The following is a 15250-nucleotide window of genomic DNA, read 5'->3' on the forward strand; positions in this document are numbered from 1 at the left end:
TTGCCGGCCTACTTGAACCCGGCGAACCGGCTGTCGAACGAGTTCGACTGCAGCACCGGAACGGCGCCGGAGACCAGCGCGGTCTGGGTCTGCACTGGCGCGGAGGCGGTCGCCGCCGGCGCGCTGGCTGCGGCGGGCTTGAACGGCGGCCGCGCGGCGGCCTGCTTTGTCTCGGCCGGCTTGGTCTCGGCCGGCTTGGCGACGGCGACCGGCTTCGGCGCGGGCTTGGCCTCCGCGGTCTTGCTCTCGGTCGGCTTCGTCGTCGCCGTGGTCTCGTTGGCGCCGCCGATCCCGACCTTGCGGGCGAGGCTCGACATGAAGCTCGGCTTCTCCGGGGCGGCCACGGCCGCGACGCGGGTGGCGGGCGCTGCGACCGGCGCCGGGGCGGCGCTGGCCGGGATCGCGGCGACCTCATCGGCGCCCGGTGCGCGCGGCGGATTGACGTGACCCGGGATCGTGCCCGGCGCGGGCGAGAAGTTGGCGAGCGACAGGCCCGGCGCTTCGCCGGAATCGGACAGGCCGGTGGAGGCGCCCGGCACGCGGTTGGCGAACACGGGATTCATGCCGCCGTCGATGCCGGTGTTCAGCTTGGCGACCGGCGTCCCCTTGGCGACGAGCTTGGCGTATTCGGCCTCGTCCGCCTGCTGCTTCTCGCGCACGGCCGTCGTGATCTCGTCGGGCACCACATAGGCCGGGCACTTGGCGGCGGCGTCGAACACCAGATCGCGGGTCGCGCCCGGCGGCTTCTGGGCGTTGAAGACGTACTTCTTCTCGCAGAAGTCGACCTTCGGCTCCTGCCGGGTGACCTCGAAGGCGTCATAGCCTTCCTTGATCATGCGCCAGAACGGCATGTTCGGATTGTTGCGGTGTCGCGCCATGTTCACCGGCGTCATCCGGAACGGATACGCCTGGAACTGGAAGGCGCGCTGGCCGCCGAAGAACGACTCGCGGCCGAGCGCATAGATCTCGGCGATCTGCTCGTCGGTCATCGCGAAGCAGCCGCGCGACGAGCAGTCGCCGTGCACCATCAGCTGCGATCCGGTGCGGCCGAGCGCCTTGTCGAACGCGTTGGGATAGCCGGTGTTGAACGACAGATAATACGCCGATTGCGGATTCATCTGGCTCGGATTGATCGAGTAGAAGCCCTCCGGCGCCTGACGGTCGCCCTCGCGCACCTTCGGTCCGAGATCGCCCGACCAGCGGCAGATCGGATAGGTCTTGAGGAGCGCGAACTTGCCGGAGCGGTCCTGCTTCCAGACCTCGAGCTCGGCCTCCTGCTTGAACACGCGCACCAGGATCGGCGACTGCGTGTCCATGTCCTTCTCATTGATCGTGGCGACGAGCTTGGGCGGCACCGGCTGATTGGCTTTGGCGCTGGTGGCGAGCGCGACCTGATCGCTGTTGCAACCGGTCAGCAGCGCGCCGGCGGCCAACGCCGCCGAGGTCATCAGAACCCGGACGAAAGCGCGGTTGATCAAGGCAAAGCTCCCCGCAAACCCAGCATGTCGCGACACCCCACTCTCGTCTTACCAGATCGGCCGGGAAGCTGGACGGGTCCCGGGCCGACTGCGCGCCATGCCGTCAAACCATTGATTAAAATTGTAGCCTTTGGCCCCGAGCGCCGCAACCCGCGGTCCGGCGGTGTCGCGAGCCCCTGGCCCGTTTGGTCAACAAGTCCTAAACAGCAGACCCCCTTGGCGGGGCCGAAATACGGCCAAACGGCTGGAAAGACTCACAAAACCGCGAGCGGCCAAGGCCGTGCGCAGGCCCGTTCAGCCCAGCTTGCGGCCGATCTCGATGAACTTCTGCCGCCGCTGCTTGCGGATGGCGTCGGCATCGAGCCCCTTCAGCTCCTCGAAGGCCTGGGCGATGGCCTCGCCGGTCGCCGCGATCATCGCGGCGGGATCGCGGTGAGCGCCGCCGACGGGCTCCTTGAGGATGGTGTCGACCACGCCGAAGCGGAGCATGTCCTGCGCCGTGATCTTCATGCTGTTGGCGGCTTCCTGGGCCTTGGTGCCGTCGCGCCAGAGGATCGAGGAGGCGGCTTCCGGCGAGATCACGCTGTAGATCGCGTGCTCCAGCATCAGGACCTTGTTGGCGGTGGTCAGCGCGATGGCGCCGCCCGACATGCCCTCGCCGGTGATGATGGCGACGTTCGGCACGCCCAGCGCCAGGCAGGCATCGGTGGAGCGCGCGATGGCCTCGGCCTGACCGCGCTCCTCGGCGCCGATGCCGGGATAGGCGCCGGCCGAATCGACCAGCGACAGCACGGGGATGCCGAAGCGCTCGGCCATCTCCATCAGCCGGACCGCCTTGCGGTAGCCTTCGGGACGGGCCATGCCGAAATTGTGCTTGAGGCGGGACTCGGTGGTGGCGCCCTTTTCCTGGCCCATCACGCAGATCGGCTCGCCGCGGAAGCGGCCGAAGCCGCCGAGCAGGGCGGCGTCCTCGCCGAACTTGCGGTCGCCGGCGAGCGGCGTGAACTCGGTGATCAGCCCGCCCACGAAATCGGTGAAGTGCGGCCGCTGCGGGTGGCGCGCGACCATCGTCTTCTGCCACGGCGTCAGATTGGCATAGAGGTCGGCCAGCGCCTGACCGGCCTTCTCCTCGATCCGGCCGACCTCCTCGCCGATGTCGGTGCCGGAGGCGGCCATCGCCCGGAGTTCGTCGACCTTGGAATCGAGCTCGGCAACGGGCTTTTCGAAATCGAGGTAGCTGCGCATGGGATCCGGCATGGAAGAGCTGAAGGAAGAGCGCTGGGAAACGAAATCGGTTCGGCCTTCGGACCTGAAGGTGAAGGACTTCAGGAGCTTAAGGGTCGATCGGTGCGCCGCTTCCAGGCGTCGTGCCGGGAGAACGGGCAGGATGGCGCTCTTTCGGGGCAGACGGGCCCGAAGTCAAGCGGGCGGCGCGTCACGCCCAAGGATTTGGTATCGGATTTGGTTTCGCGAAGGTGTGAGGCGGAGTCAGGTCTCGGCGAGCGGGTGCAGGTCGCGCACCAGGCTCTTGAGCCGCTCCTCGACCACATGGGTGTAGATCTGGGTGGTCGAGATGTCGGTGTGGCCGAGCAGGGTCTGGACGATGCGCAGGTCGGCGCCGTTGTGCAGCAGGTGGCTGGCGAAGGCGTGGCGCAGCACGTGCGGCGACACCAGCCGGGCCGGCAGGCCGCTCGCCACCGCGAGCTCCTTGAGATCGCGGGCGAAGTGCTGCCGGGTCAGATGACCGCTCTCGCCGAACGAGGGAAACAGCCATTTGCCGAACGCGGCGCTGGCCTTCTTCTCCGGCTTCTGCTTGTCCAGCATCGCCAGATAGTCCGCCATTGCCTGGCGCGAGGCCTGGTTGAGCGGCACCAGCCGCTCCTTGTTGCCCTTGCCGCGGACGACAATCATGCGGGCGTCGTTGCGCGCCGCCGTGCGCGGCAGCGCCACCAGCTCCGAGACGCGCAGGCCGGTCGCGTAGAGCACTTCGAGCAGGCAATACAGCCGCAGAGCCCGCAGCCGCTGCGACGGCGATGCGTCGGCGGCCTCGGACAGCTCCTTGGCGCGGGTCAGCATGCGGTCGACGTCGCCGATCGACAGCACCTTGGGCAAGGAGCGGCCCCGCTTCGGGCCGGACAGGATGGCGGCGGGATCGTCGCTGCGGATGCGCTCGCTCAGCAGGAAGCGAAACAAATGCCGCATCGCCGACAGCCGCCGCGCCACGCTGGAGGATTTGAAGCCCCTGGTGTCGAGATCGGCGAGATAGTCGCGCAGCGCCTGGGTGTCGGCCGCAGCGAAGCTGTTGGCCTTGCGGATGAGAAACTCGGAGAGATCGGTGAGGTCGCGGCGGTAGGCGTCCAGCGTGTTCTGGCCGGCGCCCTGTTCCGCGGCCATCATGTCGAGGAACAGGCTCATCAGCCTGGCATCCGAGGCCTTGACCTTCATGTCGTGAAATCCGCTGCGTCCGGGGCGATCGAATCACTACGAGTTAGTCGCGCCGGCACGTCGAGCGGTGACTGCAAATCTGGCCGATATCGCGGCGCCGGGCCGCCTCAGAGAAGCGTAAAAATCTTAATCAATGCCCTGTGGCTTTTCGGTTGGCCGCAGCCTCCTCGCTCACTTCTTCTGGAACTTGTCCGGCGGGATCGACACCGTCATCTCGCGTGGCTTCGGAGTGACGAAGTTCGCCAGCGCGTAGATCGCGCCATAGACCACGGCGACGATCACGGCGATCACGGTCAGGAAGCGGAACAGGCTGGGCATCAGGCTCGCGCGGGCCACCGGAATGGAACGGTTTCATCCAACATGTTCGCACCCGGCTGGCAAGCCCGGCGGGGCGGGCCGGTCGTCCGATCGCCAGTTGTTTTGCTCCGTCATTCCGGGGCGGCGCGCGCAGCGCGGCGAGCCCGGAATCCATACCCACAGGACGATGTCGTGGACCGAGATGCCCAGTCCCAGCCTGCCTCACACAGCTTCCTGTGGGTATGGGTTCCGGGCTCGCGCTTCGCGCGCCCCGGAACGACGTCCGGCGGTGGGCTCCAGCGGAACAGGATGCCTTTGAAAGCAGCAGGGGCTGGGTTAGAAGCGGAGAGATGACCGACACGACCCAACCAGCACCTGGCCAAGCCGCTCCGGAGGCCGCGATTCTCGCGGGCCTCGGCAAGCGGCTGATCGTGCTGGTCGGCATGATGGGGGTTGGCAAGTCGACCGTGGGACGGCGGCTCGCCGCGCGATTGCGATTGCCCTTCGTGGATGCGGACACTGAAATCGAGACCGCCGCCGGCATGACCATACCGGAGATCTTCGAATCGCGCGGCGAGGACTATTTCCGCAATGGCGAGGCGCGGGTGATCGCCCGCCTGCTCGAAAACGGGCCCGGTGTGCTGGCGACCGGCGGTGGCGCCTTCATGCGCGAGGAGACGCGGCGCCGCATCCAGGAGAAGGCCGTCTCGGTGTGGCTGAAGGCCGATGCCGACGTGATCATGCGGCGCGTCCGCCGGCGGGCGGACCGGCCGCTGCTGCAGACAGCCGATCCCGAAGGCACGGTCGCGCGCCTGCTCGTCGAGCGCGAGCCGGTCTATCAGCTTGCCGACCTGACGATCTGCTCGCGCGATGTGCCGCATGATCGCGTCGTCGAGGACTGCATGGAGGCGCTACAGGCGTTCTTCTCGCCACCGGAGACCGAGGCGGGGCCAGCCAGACCCCAATCCGACCCAGTTCAACCCGATCCTCCGCAGGCGATGGGCGCGCTCCGATGACGGCACCTCTCAAACACTCCGATCCGATCATCGTCGACGTCGCACTCGGCGAGCGCGCCTATGACATCGTCATCGGCCGCGGCGTGCTGGCCTCGCTCGGCCAGCGCATCGCTTCGTTGCGGCCGGGCGTACGCACGGCCATCGTCACGGATCGCACCGTTGCCGCGCACTGGCTGAAGCCGACCGAGGCGATCCTGGCGGAGGCGGGCATCCCGTCGTCACCCATCGTGGTCGAGGAGGGCGAGGGCTCCAAGACCTATGCCGGCCTTGAAAAGGTCAGCGAGGCGCTGATCGCTGCCAAGATCGAGCGCAATGACCTCGTCATCGCGCTCGGCGGCGGCGTGGTCGGCGACCTCGCCGGCTTCGCGGCCGCCATCCTGCGGCGCGGCGTCGATTTCGTGCAGGTGCCGACCTCGCTGCTGGCGCAGGTGGATTCCTCCGTCGGCGGCAAGACGGGGATCAACTCGCCGCAGGGCAAGAACCTGCTCGGCGCCTTCCACCAGCCGGTGCTGGTAATTGCGGATACCGCCGTGCTCGACACGCTGTCGCCGCGCCAGTTCCGGGCCGGCTATGCCGAGGTCGCCAAATATGGCCTGCTCGGCGACGCCAGCTTCTTCGCCTGGCTGGAGGCCAACCATGCCGACATCGTGAAGGGCGGCGCGGCGCGCGAGCATGCGGTCGCAACCTCCTGCCGCGCCAAGGCGGCGGTCGTCGCCCGCGACGAGCGCGAGACCGGCGACCGCGCGCTGCTCAATCTCGGCCATACCTTCGGCCATGCGCTGGAGGCGATCACCGGCTTCTCCGACCGCTTGTTCCATGGCGAGGGCGTGTCGGTCGGCATGGTCTTGGCGGCGCAGTTCTCGGCGGAGCTCGGCATGCTGCCGCCCGACGACGTCACGAGGATCGAGCGTCACCTTGCCGCGGTCGGCCTGCCGACCCATCTGCAGGATATCGCCGGCTTCGCCCAGGAGGGGATCGGCGACGCCGACCGGCTTTTGGCCTTGATGGCGCAGGACAAGAAGGTCAAGCGCGGCAAGCTCACCTTCATTCTGATGGAGGCGATCGGCAGCGCGGTCATCGCCAAGGACGTCGATCCCGTGCGGGTGCGCGACTTTCTGCAGGCCAAATTGCAGAGCCGCAGTTGATCCCAGGCTTTACGCCGCGTTGAGCAGCGCAGGCGCATCATCGGCGGCCTCCCTCGAGAGCGACATCGGCGTCATGGACTGGTTCACCCTCACCATCGTCATCCTCCTCCTGGCTGCCTCAGCCTTCTTTGCGCTCAGCGAGACCGCGCTGACCGGCGCCTCCCGCGCCTCGATGCTGCGGCTGTCGAAGCAGGGCAATCGCGATGCCGACGTGGTGTCGAGCCTGTTCGACATGCGCGAGCGCCTGATCGGCGCGCTCCTGCTCGGCAACAACATCGCCAATATCGGCGCTTCGGCCCTGGCGACCGGGATCTTCACCGCCTGGTTCGGCGAGGTCGGCGTGCTCTACGCGACCGGCGTGATGACCGCGCTGGTCGTGATCTTCGCCGAGGTGCTGCCGAAGACGATTGCCATCAACGCGCCGGATCGCGTGTCGCTGGCGGTGGCGCGGCCGATGCGCGGCACGGTCATCGTGCTTGGTCCGGTGCTTGCCGTCATCGAGGCGATCGTGCGTGTTCTGATGCGGCTGATCGGCTTCAAGGTCGGCGCCAATCAGCCGATCCTGTCGCCGACCGAACGCCTGCGCGGCGCCGTCGATCTCTTGCATCATGAAGGCAAGGTCGAGAAGCAGGACCGCGACATGCTCGGCGGCCTGCTCGACCTGCGCGAATTGCAGGTATCAGACGTGATGGTTCACCGCACCGAGATGGTGATGGTGAACGCGGATCTGCCGCAGGAGGAGCTGGTGCGCGAGGTGCTCGCCACCGAGTACACACGCATTCCGCTGTGGCGCGGCACGCCGGAGAACATCATCGGCGTGCTGCATGCGAAGGATCTGCTGCGTGCGATCCGCGCCGCCGAGGGCGATGTGTCGCACATCGATGTCGCCTCGCTGGCGCTGCCGCCGTGGTTCGTTCCGGAGATGCGCTCGGTGTCGGAGCAGCTCAAGGCGTTCCGCCGCCGCAAGACGCACTTTGCATTGGTGGTCGACGAGTATGGCGAGGTCGAAGGCATCGTCACGCTGGAGGATATTCTCGAGGAGATCGTCGGCGACATCTCCGATGAGCAGGACGTGCAAGTCGCTGGCGTGCGCGTGCAGCCGGACGGATCGGTCGTCGTCGACGGCTCGGTGCCGATCCGCGATCTCAATCGCGCGATGGACTGGACGTTGCCCGATGAGGAGGCAACGACCGTCGCCGGCCTCGTGATCCACGAGGCCCGTTCGATCCCGGAGCGTGGCCAGAGCTTCACGTTCCACGGCTTCCGCTTTCGCGTGCTGCGCCGGGAGCGCAATCGCATCACCGCGCTGCGCATCGTGCCGGTGCCGCGCGGCGAAACCGAGGAGACGCGGCCGCGCCGTGCGGGCACGGCGTTCTAATCCGGGATCAGATCAGGCTTCGCCCGGCGCCTTCGCATGCAGCGCCAGCGCGTGCACTGATCCTGCAAGTTCCGCCGCCAATGCGGCGTTGATCAGGCGGTGGCGATCGACGCGGCTCTTGCCGGCGAAGGCCTGCGACACAATATACACGCGGAAATGGGTCTCGCCGCTGGGGCGGTGTCCCATGTGGCCAGCATGCAGATGTGATTCGTCCTGCACGTCGAGGCTTTCCGGCGAGAAAGCTTCGCGCAACTTTTCAATGATAGCATCCTGGGTCCGCATGGTCTTTGCAAATACGCATCAAATTATTTTTCGTCAATCGGCCGGCCCCGCCTGAGGTATTCGTAATGTCAAGACTTGAAGCTTTTCGCGGAGCGTAGTCAAAGTCCGCCATGCCGATCGATTCAAACAAATTCTTCGACTCCATCCGCATCAAGCCCAAAAAGGCGGCTTCGCGGCAGCCGGTGCGCGAGGAGGCTCAGCCATGCCAGTGGCCGGACTGCACGAACCGCGGCTCGCACCGCGCGCCCAAGGGGCGCGAGAACCAGCGCGAGTATTGGCACTTCTGTCTCGACCATGTGCGCGAGTACAACCAATCCTATAATTTCTTTTCCGGCATGAATGCCGATGCGGTCGCGCGCTATCAGAAGGATGCGCTGACCGGACATCGCCCGACCTGGAAGATGGGCGCCAATACCGCGGGCAAGCGTGGCACGGGCAATGCCGAGAGCGATCTCGGCGATGCGTCGGATCCGTTCAGCGTGTTCGCGGAGATCAACGGCCGCGCCGGCTGGCGCCCCGGCCCGCAGTCCGCACCGAAGGCGGAGACGCGCAAGGTCTTCAATGCCGAGCGCAAGGCGCTTCAAGTAATGGGTCTCGGTGCGGACGCCACGCTGGACGACGTCAAGGCCAAGTACAAGGCGCTGGTGAAGCAGCATCACCCCGACGCCAATGGCGGCGACCGCTCCACCGAGGACCGCCTGATCGAGATCATCAAGGCCTATAACTATCTGAAGACGGTCGTGAAGGGCTGACGCGCGGCAGCCTGGCTGCCGCGCGCGTGGCCCGGGGTCAGGGCTTCGGCCCGATATAGGCCGAGCTCGGCCGGATCAGTCGTCCCGTCCGCTGCTGCTCGCGGGCATGCGCGGTCCAGCCGGCGGCCCGCGCCACCGCGAAGATCGGCGTGAACGCCTGGCGTGGAATCTTCAGCGCATCGAGCAGGATGGCGGTGAAGAACTCGACATTGGTGTCGAGCACGCGCTCCGGATTCTTCCGCCGCAGCGCTTGGCGGATGTAGGCCTCCACCTCGCTCGCGAACGGCAGATCCGCCCCGCTGCCCGCCAGCCGCTCGATCGCGCCCTTCAGGACGTCGGCCCTGGGATCGCGCACCCGATAGATGCGGTGGCCGAACCCCATCAGACGCTCGCCCCGCGCCAGCGCCGCATCGACCCAGGGCTTGATGTTCTCCCGCGTGCCGATCGCATTCAGCATCTCCAGCACCGGCTCCGGCGCACCGCCGTGCAGCGGGCCGGTCAGCGCGCAATAGCCGGCGGTGATGGACGCGAACAGATCGGCCTGTGTCGAGGCGACGACACGTGCGGCGAAGGTCGAGGCGTTCATGCCGTGGTCGCTGACCGTGACCAGATAGGTGTCGAGCGCGGCCACCTCGCCATCGGCTGGCGTGTCGCCGCGGACCATGCGGAGGGTGTCGGCGGCATGGCCGAGATCCGGCCTGGGCGGGATCGGCTGCGCCCCCCGGGCGCGCTGCACCAGGGCGCCGGCGATGACCGGACAGGCGCCGACGAGGGTGGCCTCGTCGTCGAGACCAGCCTCGGGACGCAGCGCGGCGACGGCGGCGCGAAAGCCATCGATGATCGACAGGCCGGCGGTGGCGGCGAGCAGCTCGGGCAGGCGGGCGAAGGCGCGCTGGCGGGCCAGGCCGAGGCTGGCGCGGACGTCGGCTTCGCTGACGCTGCGCTTCGTCCCGGCGCTCCAAAGCCGGGCCGTCACGCCCTCGAAACCGCCGGCGGCGGCGAGGTCGGCCACCCGGTGGCCTGCGATGATCAGCTCGCCCTGCTGGCCGTCGACATGGCTGAGCACGGTCTCGGCGGCGGCGACGCCATCGAGACCGACGGGGGATTTCGAGAGCTGGATGGTCATGGCGCGATCTCCTGCGTGATTGGTCACGCCCATAGGATTCGCCCCGTCGACAGATTGATCAATCTTGATTAAGCTGATCAATATGAAAAAAGACAGCAGCCTTTACCTATCGGCCCGCGAGGCCTCTGCCGAGCTGGCGATCTCGCCGGCGACGCTCTACGCCTATGTCAGCCGTGGCCTGGTGCGTTCGGAGCCGTCGCCGAACTCCCGCAGCAACCGCTATCGCGCCGAGGACATCCGAGCGCTGAAGGAGCGGCGGGCGCCGGCGCCCGAGCCGCGCGCGTTCCGCAGCTTCGATGCCGATCTGCCGGTGTTCGATTCGGCGGTGTCGACGATCACCGAGGCTGGTCCGATTTATCGGGGCGTCAATTGCGTCGAGCTCGCCGAGCGCGATTCGCTGGAGCACGCTGCCACTCTGCTGTGGGACGTCACCGCGATCGATCCCTTCGCTGCCGACAATCTTCCGGCGGTGTCGGAGGAGATGAAGATCATCGCCGAGGCCGCCCGCCGCGCGGCCCCGATCGACCGTTCCATCTCCGTCCTCGCACTGGCAACCAATGCCGATCCCTCGGCCTTCAACCGCTCGCCGGATGGTCGCGCCCTGATCGGCGCCCGCATCGTTCGCCTCGTCGTCGCGACCATGCTGAACGCGCCGCCCTCGGCAGAGCCTCTCCACATCCAGGTCGCCAAGGCCTGGGCGCCCGAGCACGAGCATGCTGCGGATCTCATCCGCCGCACCTTGGTGCTGCTGGCCGACCACGAGCTGAACGCGTCGACCTTCACCGTGCGCTGTGCGGCGTCGACCGGCCTCAGTCTCTACGACGCGGTCATCGCCGGCCTCGCTGCCCTGAAAGGCCCGCAACATGGCGGCGCCGGCGTGCTGGCGTCGCAACTGGTGAAGACCCTGATCGACCGCGATGTCGCGCCGCTGATCCGCGAGCGCGTCGCGCTCGGCGAGCGCTTCGCCGGCTTCGGGCACGGTGTCTACAAGCGCGGTGACCCGCGCGCGATCTCGCTGCTGGAGGCGCTGACGCGGGCCGGCGCGCCGCGCAAATTCACCCGCGAGGTGCCCGAGCGGATCGCGGAAGCGACCGGCGAGTTCGTCAACATCGATTATGCGCTGGCCGTGCTGGTGCACAGCCTGCGGCTGCCTCCGGGCAGCGAGCTGGCGCTGTTCGCGATGGCCCGCTGTGTCGGCTGGATCGCGCATGCCTGCGAGCAGCTGCAGTTCGGCCGCCTGATCCGGCCAAGGGCGCGCTATACCGGACCGATCCCTGGACGTGGCGCCACCCTGACCACGCTTTAGCGGACGCAGCCGGGGCCTATTCGGCCGTGCCCGCTGCGAGCCGGGTTTCGCGTCGCTTCCGCAGCATTCGCAGCCCAAGCCAGACCACGAGCGTGCCCGCCACCGCCGCAAGGATCCACGTCGACTTGGCGACGTGACTGTGATGGGGGATACCGCCGTAGCGGTGCAGCAGCTGCACGGCGAAGACGCCCGGCAGAACATGGGCGCAGGCCCACAGCACGATGGCAGGAATGTTCACGGCGTAAAAGCGGGCTGGCGGAATATCCAGGGCGCCGGCCGTGATGGGGACGACGGCGCGGATCGGCGCCACGAACCGGGCAAAGAAGATCGCGAGCGTGCCGAAGCGATGGAAGAACGCCTCGCTCTGCGCCACCAGGCGGGGATAGTTCGAGAACGGCCACGTCGTCAGGATCTCGCGCTGCCGGCGATGACCGACCCAGAAGGCCCCGCCGTCGCCGATCACGGCACCAAGGATCGCCGCAGCCAGCACCCATTGCAGCGTCAGCTCGCCGCCTGGAATGAGCGCGCTCAGTGCCAGGATGATGGTCGTTCCCGGCACCACCGAGCCGATGATCGGGACCGCCTCGAGCAGTGCGGCCAGGAACAAGGTCAGATAGGCCAGTCCCGCATGGGCGGAGACGAAGGCAATCAGGGGGTCGAGCAGATGGGCCACGCGGTTCCTGCTGGTGAGGGGCGACGACACGTCGATAAGTAGGACGTCCGCCCGGGAGTGCCACGTCGCAAGCCCGAGCGCCGGCTCGCGGCCAAAAGGTGGCGCTTTCCGCAGGGCAGCCTTCCAAAAACGTCGTCCCATGCCTATCTCGATGATATAACGACGGAACTTTGATCAAGGCTTAGGCTTCTGCCCGCGCGTGCTCTCTGCTAGGCTGGCGTCTGAAGCCCTTCAACCGCAGCCAAACATGAAATCTGGTTTCGGGAATGCCCGGGACCTCGGAGGATGAATGACGACCGCCGCTACGACCAATGCGCAGGAGATGACCGGTGTGCCCGACATGAAGGTGTCGGTGCGGCAGGTGTTCGGGATCGACAGCGACCTTGAGGTGCCGGCCTTTTCCGCAACCGACCCGCACGTCCCCGAGGTCGATGCCGACTACCGTTTCGACCGCGCGACCACGCTTGCGATCCTGGCCGGCTTCGCCAAGAACCGTCGTGTGATGGTCACGGGTTACCATGGAACGGGCAAGTCGACCCATATCGAGCAGGTCGCCGCGCGACTCAACTGGCCGTGCGTGCGCGTCAATCTCGACAGCCACATCAGCCGTATCGACCTCGTCGGCAAGGATGCGATCGTGGTCAAGGACGGCAAGCAGGTCACCGAGTTCCGCGACGGCATCCTGCCCTGGGCGCTGCAGCACAACGTGGCCTTGGTGTTCGACGAATACGACGCGGGTCGCCCCGACGTGATGTTCGTGATCCAGCGCGTGCTCGAAGTGTCGGGCCGTCTGACCTTGCTCGACCAGAACAAGGTGATCAAGCCGCACCCGGCCTTCCGCCTGTTCGCCACCGCCAACACGATCGGCCTCGGCGACACGTCGGGCCTCTACCACGGCACGCAGCAGATCAATCAGGGCCAGATGGACCGCTGGTCGATCGTCACGACCCTGAACTATCTGGCGCATGACGAGGAGGTCGAGATCGTGCTGGCCAAGGCCAAGCACTATCAGAATGCGCAGGGCCGCGACACCGTCAACAAGATGGTGCGCCTCGCCGACCTCACGCGCAACGCCTTCGCGAACGGCGACCTGTCCACCGTGATGAGCCCGCGCACCGTGATCACCTGGGCCGAGAACTCCGAGATCTTCGGCGACATCGGCTTCGCCTTCCGCGTGACCTTCCTCAACAAGTGCGACGAGCTGGAGCGTCCGCTGGTCGCGGAGTTCTATCAGCGCTGCTTCAATGCGGAGCTGCCGGAATCGGCGATCAACGTGGCGCTGAGCTGATTGAAGGCGTCGTCCCGGCCTTGAGCCGGGACCCACGCCGTGACGTTTCGGCGATGCGCCGGAGTTGGCGTCGACGCGATGAGATGACCGCCGGTGGCTATGGGTCCCGGCGTTCGCCGGGACGACAGGCCGCAGGGACAAGATGACCACATCCAACAGCAAACTCCGTCCCGGAACCAAGGAAGCCCCGACCGAGCCGTTCAAGCGCTCGGTCACCGGCTGTCTGCGCGCGATCGCACGGGCGCCCGAGCTCGACGTTTCCTTCGCCGCCGAACGTCCGGGCCTCTCGCCAGGCAAGGCGCGGCTGCCGGAGCCGGCGCGCAAGATGACCAAGCGCGATGCCGCCATCGTGCGCGGTCATGCCGACTCGATTGCGTTGAAGCTCGCCTGCCACGATCCGAAAATTCACCGCAAGCTGATCCCCGGCAATCCTCAGGCGCGCGGCGTGTTCGAGGCGGTCGAGCAGGCGCGGGTCGAGGCCATCGGTGCGCGGCGCATGGCGGGCGTGGCCAAGAACCTGACGGCCATGCTCGACGACCACTTCCATCGCGGCAAATATGACGAGATCACCGACCGCGCCGATGCGCCGCTATCGGACGCGCTGGCGATGATGGTGCGCGAGCGGTTGACCGGGATGGCGCCGCCGAATGCGGCCCGCAAGGTCGTCGATCTCTGGCGGCCGTTCCTGGAGGACAAGATCGGCTCGCGCCTCGATGAGCTCAGCCGCTTCACCGAAAACCAGGCCAAGTTCGGCGACCTCGTCCACGATCTCTTGTCGGCACTCGACCTTGGCGACGAGCGCAATGCCGATTCCGAGGAGGACGAGGACAACGACGACAATCGCGATGGCGACAATGATCAGTCCGGCGCCGAAGGCTCGCCCGATTCCGACGCCGCGCAGGAGATGAGTGCCGACCAGGCGCAGACGACGTCGGACGAGATGTCGGAAAGCGCGATGGAGGCGGCGCAGGCGTCGGCCTCGGATACGCTCGACGATGGCGAGCTCGGCGACGACGAGACGCCGGGCGAGGCGACGCGGCCGAACCGTGGCGGCGCCAACGAGCCGCGCGGACCGGAATATCACGCCTTCGCACCGAAGTTCGACGAGATCATCGCCGCCGAGGACCTGTGCGATCATGACGAGCTGGAGCGGCTGCGCTCCTATCTCGACAAGCAGCTGGCGCATCTCCAGGGCATCGTCGCGCGGCTCGCCAACCGGCTGCAGCGCCGGCTGATGGCGCAGCAGAACCGTGCCTGGGAGTTCGATCTGGAGGAAGGCATCCTCGATCCCGCCCGGCTCTCGCGCGTCGTCATCGATCCCTATCAGCCGCTGTCGTTCATGCGCGAGAAGGAGGCGACCTTCCGCGACACGGTGGTGACGCTGCTGCTCGACAATTCCGGCTCGATGCGCGGTCGCCCGATTACCGTGGCCGCGACGTGCGCCGACATTCTCGCCCGCACGCTCGAGCGTTGCGGCGTGAAGGTCGAGATCCTCGGCTTCACGACACGCGCCTGGAAGGGCGGGCAGTCGCGCGAGGCTTGGCTCGCGGCCGGCAAGCCGGCCAATCCCGGCCGGCTCAACGATCTTCGCCACATCATCTACAAGTCGGCCGACGCGCCGTGGCGGCGCGCGCGAAAGAATCTCGGCCTGATGATGCGCGAGGGGCTGCTGAAGGAGAACATCGACGGCGAGGCGCTCGACTGGGCGCACAAGCGCCTGCTCGGCCGTCCCGAGCAGCGCAAGATCCTGATGATGATCTCGGACGGCGCGCCGGTCGACGACTCCACCCTGTCGGTCAATCCCGGCAACTATCTGGAGCGCCACCTGCGCCACATCATCGAGGAGATCGAGACGCGCTCGCCGGTCGAACTGATCGCGATCGGCATCGGCCACGATGTGACGCGCTACTATCGCCGCGCGGTCACGATCGTCGATGCCGAGGAGCTCGGCGGCGCCATCACCGAGAAGCTCGCCGAGCTGTTCACCGAAACCCACGCGGCGCCGCAGCCTGCGCGGGGGCCAAAGCGCAAGCTGCATTCGTAGACAAGAAGCGGATGCGTGCC

Annotated in this window: 14 protein-coding genes; 7 read left to right on the forward strand and 7 right to left on the reverse strand. The window is 67.2% G+C overall.

Translation table 11 applies throughout. The features are described from left to right. Window positions 1-8: 8 nt before the first annotated feature. The 4 genes from QXZ94_RS28275 to QXZ94_RS28290 all read right to left on the reverse strand — a co-directional run bounded on the left by QXZ94_RS28275 (window position 9) and on the right by QXZ94_RS28290 (window position 4241). Entirely contained in the window at window positions 9-1478 is a 1470-nt protein-coding gene (locus QXZ94_RS28275; RefSeq protein ID WP_315723950.1) for a L,D-transpeptidase family protein, read from the reverse strand. 294 nt (window positions 1479-1772) lie between these two features. After that, window positions 1773-2735 (reverse strand): acetyl-CoA carboxylase carboxyltransferase subunit alpha, encoded by a 963-nt coding sequence (locus tag QXZ94_RS28280; protein WP_315723952.1) that lies wholly within the window; start codon window positions 2733-2735, stop codon window positions 1773-1775. Window positions 2736-2966: 231 nt separating this feature from the next. Further along, complete coding sequence (gene xerD, locus QXZ94_RS28285) at window positions 2967-3923, reverse strand: site-specific tyrosine recombinase XerD (protein WP_315723954.1); 957 nt, start codon at window positions 3921-3923, stop codon at window positions 2967-2969. A 171-nt stretch (window positions 3924-4094) separates the two neighbouring features. After that, window positions 4095-4241: a histidine kinase gene (locus tag QXZ94_RS28290; protein WP_172114488.1), complete on the reverse strand. Its 147-nt coding sequence runs from the start codon at window positions 4239-4241 to the stop codon at window positions 4095-4097. A gap of 329 nt (window positions 4242-4570) precedes the next feature. On the opposite strand from QXZ94_RS28290, the gene QXZ94_RS28295 reads away from it, so the two are divergent. From QXZ94_RS28295 to QXZ94_RS28305, 3 genes are all read left to right on the forward strand, one after another. Further along, window positions 4571-5236 (forward strand): shikimate kinase, encoded by a 666-nt coding sequence (locus QXZ94_RS28295; protein WP_315723956.1) that lies wholly within the window; start codon window positions 4571-4573, stop codon window positions 5234-5236. Further along, window positions 5233-6381 (forward strand): 3-dehydroquinate synthase, encoded by a 1149-nt coding sequence (gene aroB / locus QXZ94_RS28300; RefSeq protein WP_315723958.1) that lies wholly within the window; start codon window positions 5233-5235, stop codon window positions 6379-6381. Before QXZ94_RS28295 ends, aroB begins: the two co-directional genes overlap by 4 nt. A 73-nt stretch (window positions 6382-6454) precedes the next feature. Beyond that, window positions 6455-7759 carry an HlyC/CorC family transporter gene (locus QXZ94_RS28305; RefSeq protein ID WP_172114491.1) on the forward strand — a complete coding sequence of 435 codons (1305 nt, stop codon included), beginning with the start codon at window positions 6455-6457 and terminating at the stop codon, window positions 7757-7759. 12 nt (window positions 7760-7771) lie between these two features. On the opposite strand, the gene QXZ94_RS28310 is transcribed toward QXZ94_RS28305, so the two are convergent. Continuing rightward, on the reverse strand, window positions 7772-8041 hold the full coding sequence (locus QXZ94_RS28310) for a BolA family protein (protein WP_041751115.1): 270 nt from the start codon (window positions 8039-8041) through the stop codon (window positions 7772-7774). A 110-nt stretch (window positions 8042-8151) separates the two neighbouring features. On the opposite strand from QXZ94_RS28310, the gene QXZ94_RS28315 reads away from it, so the two are divergent. Beyond that, window positions 8152-8793, forward strand: coding sequence for a J domain-containing protein (locus QXZ94_RS28315; protein WP_315723963.1), 642 nt, complete (start codon window positions 8152-8154; stop codon window positions 8791-8793). Between the two features lie 37 nt (window positions 8794-8830). Here QXZ94_RS28315 and QXZ94_RS28320 read toward each other — a convergent pair whose 3' ends face one another. After that, a complete protein-coding gene (locus tag QXZ94_RS28320; protein WP_315723965.1) occupies window positions 8831-9919 on the reverse strand; it encodes a citrate synthase/methylcitrate synthase in 1089 nt (362 codons plus the stop codon). 82 nt (window positions 9920-10001) lie between these two features. Between QXZ94_RS28320 and QXZ94_RS28325 the strand changes: the two genes are divergently transcribed. Then, a complete protein-coding gene (locus tag QXZ94_RS28325; RefSeq protein WP_315723966.1) occupies window positions 10002-11225 on the forward strand; it encodes a citrate synthase family protein in 1224 nt (407 codons plus the stop codon). A 16-nt stretch (window positions 11226-11241) separates the two neighbouring features. Here the strand turns inward: QXZ94_RS28325 and QXZ94_RS28330 are convergent, their stop codons facing one another. Continuing rightward, window positions 11242-11898 carry a DedA family protein gene (locus QXZ94_RS28330; protein ID WP_315726576.1) on the reverse strand — a complete coding sequence of 219 codons (657 nt, stop codon included), beginning with the start codon at window positions 11896-11898 and terminating at the stop codon, window positions 11242-11244. Between the two features lie 289 nt (window positions 11899-12187). On the opposite strand from QXZ94_RS28330, the gene cobS reads away from it, so the two are divergent. Together cobS and cobT are read left to right on the forward strand one after the other, a co-directional pair. After that, a complete protein-coding gene (gene cobS / locus QXZ94_RS28335) occupies window positions 12188-13186 on the forward strand; it encodes a cobaltochelatase subunit CobS (protein WP_172114496.1) in 999 nt (332 codons plus the stop codon). A 142-nt stretch (window positions 13187-13328) separates the two neighbouring features. After that, a complete protein-coding gene (gene cobT / locus QXZ94_RS28340; RefSeq protein WP_315723969.1) occupies window positions 13329-15230 on the forward strand; it encodes a cobaltochelatase subunit CobT in 1902 nt (633 codons plus the stop codon). Window positions 15231-15250 lie beyond the last annotated feature (20 nt).

It is taken from the genome of Bradyrhizobium sp. SZCCHNS2022 (assembly GCF_032377575.1).
GTDB classification, from domain to species: Bacteria; Pseudomonadota; Alphaproteobacteria; order Rhizobiales; family Xanthobacteraceae; genus Bradyrhizobium; species Bradyrhizobium aeschynomenes.

Coding starts and splice junctions, on each gene's coding strand:
- QXZ94_RS28280 (WP_315723952.1), bottom strand. CDS start 2,735: ATGCCGGATCCCATGCGCAGCTACCTCGATTTCGAAAAGCCCGTTGCC.
- xerD (WP_315723954.1), bottom strand. CDS start 3,923: ATGAAGGTCAAGGCCTCGGATGCCAGGCTGATGAGCCTGTTCCTCGAC.
- QXZ94_RS28290 (WP_172114488.1), bottom strand. CDS start 4,241: ATGCCCAGCCTGTTCCGCTTCCTGACCGTGATCGCCGTGATCGTCGCC.
- QXZ94_RS28295 (WP_315723956.1), top strand. CDS start 4,571: ATGACCGACACGACCCAACCAGCACCTGGCCAAGCCGCTCCGGAGGCC.
- aroB (WP_315723958.1), top strand. CDS start 5,233: ATGACGGCACCTCTCAAACACTCCGATCCGATCATCGTCGACGTCGCA.
- QXZ94_RS28305 (WP_172114491.1), top strand. CDS start 6,455: ATGGACTGGTTCACCCTCACCATCGTCATCCTCCTCCTGGCTGCCTCA.
- QXZ94_RS28310 (WP_041751115.1), bottom strand. CDS start 8,041: ATGCGGACCCAGGATGCTATCATTGAAAAGTTGCGCGAAGCTTTCTCG.
- QXZ94_RS28315 (WP_315723963.1), top strand. CDS start 8,152: ATGCCGATCGATTCAAACAAATTCTTCGACTCCATCCGCATCAAGCCC.
- QXZ94_RS28320 (WP_315723965.1), bottom strand. CDS start 9,919: ATGACCATCCAGCTCTCGAAATCCCCCGTCGGTCTCGATGGCGTCGCC.
- QXZ94_RS28325 (WP_315723966.1), top strand. CDS start 10,002: ATGAAAAAAGACAGCAGCCTTTACCTATCGGCCCGCGAGGCCTCTGCC.
- cobS (WP_172114496.1), top strand. CDS start 12,188: ATGACGACCGCCGCTACGACCAATGCGCAGGAGATGACCGGTGTGCCC.
- cobT (WP_315723969.1), top strand. CDS start 13,329: ATGACCACATCCAACAGCAAACTCCGTCCCGGAACCAAGGAAGCCCCG.